The sequence below is a fragment of the Kitasatospora sp. NPDC059803 genome, from assembly GCF_042732255.1.
GTDB lineage: Bacteria > Actinomycetota > Actinomycetes > Streptomycetales > Streptomycetaceae > Kitasatospora.
Genome location: NZ_JBHWIJ010000167.1, coordinates 1 through 3,174, shown reverse-complemented (window position 1 = coordinate 3,174; position 3,174 = coordinate 1). Strand labels below are relative to the sequence as shown.

Genomic DNA, 3,174 nt, shown 5'->3' with positions numbered 1-3,174 from the left:
CCCAAACCCGCGGGCGTTCGGGGTCCCCCTGGGCGTGGGCGGGGGGGGGGGGTGCGCGGCGCCGGCCCGGGGCCCCGCGGCGCCGGGGCGCGCCCCCCCCCCCCCCCCCCCGCGCCGGGTAGGAGTCCGCGGCCCCCGTCGGGGTACGCCGCGTACATGTGCGTCCGGCAGTTCGATCAGGCAAGGTGTAACCCGAGATCGAACGGTGGCCGACGGCCGCCAGGGGTGGCAAGGAGCGGAAGTGCCTAAGCGGGGCCGACCGGGCGCAGGCAAGCGGGCGAGGGGAGGCCGGGCGGTCCGTCAGACCCGGCGGACGCCGCCGGTACGGCCGGTGGACCCCGCCGAGGCGCCGCCCACCGAGGGCCTGCTGGGCCATCCGGCCCCGACCGTCGAGCCCGCCACCGTCGTCCCCTTCGTCCCGCCGATCACGGAGACTAGGGGCCTGCTGTCCCCGGAGCCGGAGCGGGAGCCGCCCGCCGAGTCCGGGCCGCCCCCCGGGTCCGGGCCGCACCCTGCGCTCGGGCCGCACCCCGCGCCCGGACAGGCACCCGGTCCGGAGGACGCGCGCCCCGCCCGCCGCCGATCGGTCGCCGAGGACACCCTCACCCCCGAGGAGTGGCGGGCCGCCGGCTACACCCCGCCGATGGGCATCCCGGTCCCGGAGCTGACCGCCGGCGCCCCCGGCGAGGCGCCCTGGCCGGACCGGATGCGCACCCTGCTGCGCATGCCGATGTCCGAGCGCCCCGCCTTCGAGCGGACCGCCCGCGAGCTGCACCCCTCCGCGGGCGCGACCCGCAACGTCCCCCGCATCCTCGACCTGACGCTGCGCATCGGCGAGCTGCTGCTCGCCAGCGGCGAGGCCGCCGAGGACGTCGAGGCGGCGATGCTCGGCATCGCGCACGCCTACCGGCTGGACCGCTGCGAGCCGCAGGTGACCTTCACCCTGATCGGCATCTCGCACCAGCCCTCGCTGGTCGAGCCGCCGATCACCGCCGACCGGGTGGTGCGCCGCCGCACCTCCGACTACACCCGGCTGAACGCGGTCTACGAGCTGGTCGCGGACATCACCGCGGAGAAGGTCACGGTCAACGACGCCTACCGCCGGCTCGCCCTGATCCGCCGCAACCGGCACCCGTACCCGGGCTGGATGCTCGCGCTGACCACCGGTCTGCTGGCCGGCGCGGCCACCTTCCTGGTCGGCGGGCGGATCGACGACAAGGCCTGGCTGGTCTTCGCCAGCGCCTTCGTCGCGGCCGTCCTCGGCGACCGGCTGGCCTCCACGCTGGCCCGGCGCCGGCTGCCGGAGTTCTACCAGTTCGTGGCGGCCGCGATGCCGGCCGCCGCCTCCGGGATCATTCTGTCCTTCAACGACTGGGGCCTGCGCGGCTCGGTGGTGATCACCGGTGGCCTGTTCGCGCTGCTGCCCGGCCGGGCACTGGTCGCCGCCGTCCAGGACGGCCTGACCGGCTTCTACATCACCGCCGCGGCCCGCCTGCTGGAAGTGATCTACCTGGTCGCGGGCATCGTGATCGGCGTGATGCTGATCCTCTACCTGGGGGTCGGCTTCGAGGCGAAGCTGCGGCCGGACGAGAGCCTGGCGGGCGTCACCTACCCGCCGGTCCAGATGATCGCCGCGATGCTGCTGACCCTGGCCTTCGCCACGCTGCTGCAGACCGACCGCCGCTCGCTCGCGCTGGTCACCCTGAACAGCGGCATCGGCTGGGCCAGCTACGGCGTGCTGGCGTACAACGCGGGCATCTCCCCGATCGTGGCGACGGGGGTGGCGGCCGGCCTGGTCGGCCTGTTCGGCCAGCTGATGGCGCGCTACCGCAACGGCTCCGCGCTGCCGTACGTGACGGCCGCGATCGGCCCGCTGATGCCCGGTTCGGCGCTCTACCTGGGGATGCTGTCCTTCGCCCAGGGCCACGCCAGTGCGGGCCTGGTGTCCGTCTCCCGGGCGGCGGCGATCGCGATGGCACTGGCGATCGGGGTGAACCTGGGCGGTGAGATCGCCCGGATGTTCATGAAGCTGCCGGTCGGCGGCGAGCGCCCGTCGCTGTACCCGGTCGTGCCGCGCCGGGCGGCCAAACGCACCCGCGGGTTCTGACCGCACGTTGGACCGGTGTTGGGTTCCGGGCCATGTCACGGCAGGCCGCACGCAGGACCAGGAACGAAGGTAAGACGCATGACCACACTGTTGGACGGCTACCGCGAGCACATCGTCGCCGCGCACAAGCAGCCGTTGTTCCTGTTGTTGGTCGGCTTCATCACCTCCTTCGTGTTCATCCGGTTCAGCGTCCGGATGATCCGCGCCGAGGTGCGGTGGTGGTTCGGCAACGTCACCCCCGGCGGCCTGCACATCCATCACATGGTGTTCGGCCTGGGCTTCCTGCTGGTCGGCGGCGTCGGGGTGTTCGCCACGTACGGCGGGCACCCGTGGATCGACTGGTTCGGGCTGGTCTTCGGCATCGGCTGCGGCCTGGTGCTGGACGAGTTCGCGCTGATCCTGCACCTGGACGACGTGTACTGGAGCGAGCAGGGCCGCAAGTCGGTGGACGCGGTGATCTTCGGGATCCTGTTCACCGCCCTGCTGCTGGTCGGGTACGTGCCGCTCGGCGTGGTGCCCAGCCAGGAGACCAGGTGGGGCCTGATCACGGTGATCTCGGTGAACGCCCTGGCCTCGGTGATCACCCTGATCAAGGGCAAGATGTGGACCGGCCTGCTCGGCATCATGGTCCCCGGCCTGTCCTGGATCGGGGCGATCCGGCTGGCCCGCCCGAGCAGCCCGTGGGCCCGCTGGCGGTACGCCACGCGCCCGCGCCGCCGGGCGCGTGCGCTCCGGCGCGAGCGCCTGCTGCACCGGCGTGCGGACCGGGCCCGCACCTGGCTTTTCGACCTGATCGCCGGCGCCCCCGACAAGGTGCCCGCGAACCATCCCGCCGCCCATCGGGTGGCCGAGCGGATGTCCGCCCGGGCCACCGCCCACCTCGACGCGCACGCCGCCCGGGCCCTGGCCCGGCGTCAGGCGCGGCTGGCGGACCGCCGCTCGGCGGCCGCCGCCGGGGCCGCCCCGGGGGCGGTGGGCGGGGCGTACGGCGCGGGCGACAGCGGTGGGGGCCCGTCCCTCGGGGCGCAGCAGCGCCGTCGCGCGATCCGGGCGGGGCGCAACCGGAC

2 protein-coding genes are annotated in these 3,174 nt (G+C 74.5%); both read left to right on the top strand.

Annotated features, from left to right (window positions below; translation table 11 throughout):
* The first annotated feature begins 331 nt into the window (after nt 1–331).
* Nucleotides 332–2,107: a threonine/serine exporter ThrE family protein gene (locus ACFV6I_RS24420; protein ID WP_380427613.1), complete on the top strand. Its 1,776-nt coding sequence runs from the start codon at nt 332–334 to the stop codon at nt 2,105–2,107.
* 78 nt (nt 2,108–2,185) lie between these two features.
* Nucleotides 2,186–3,174, top strand: a 989-nt coding sequence (locus ACFV6I_RS24415; protein ID WP_380427611.1) for a hypothetical protein, incomplete at its 3' end; no start/stop codon positions are given.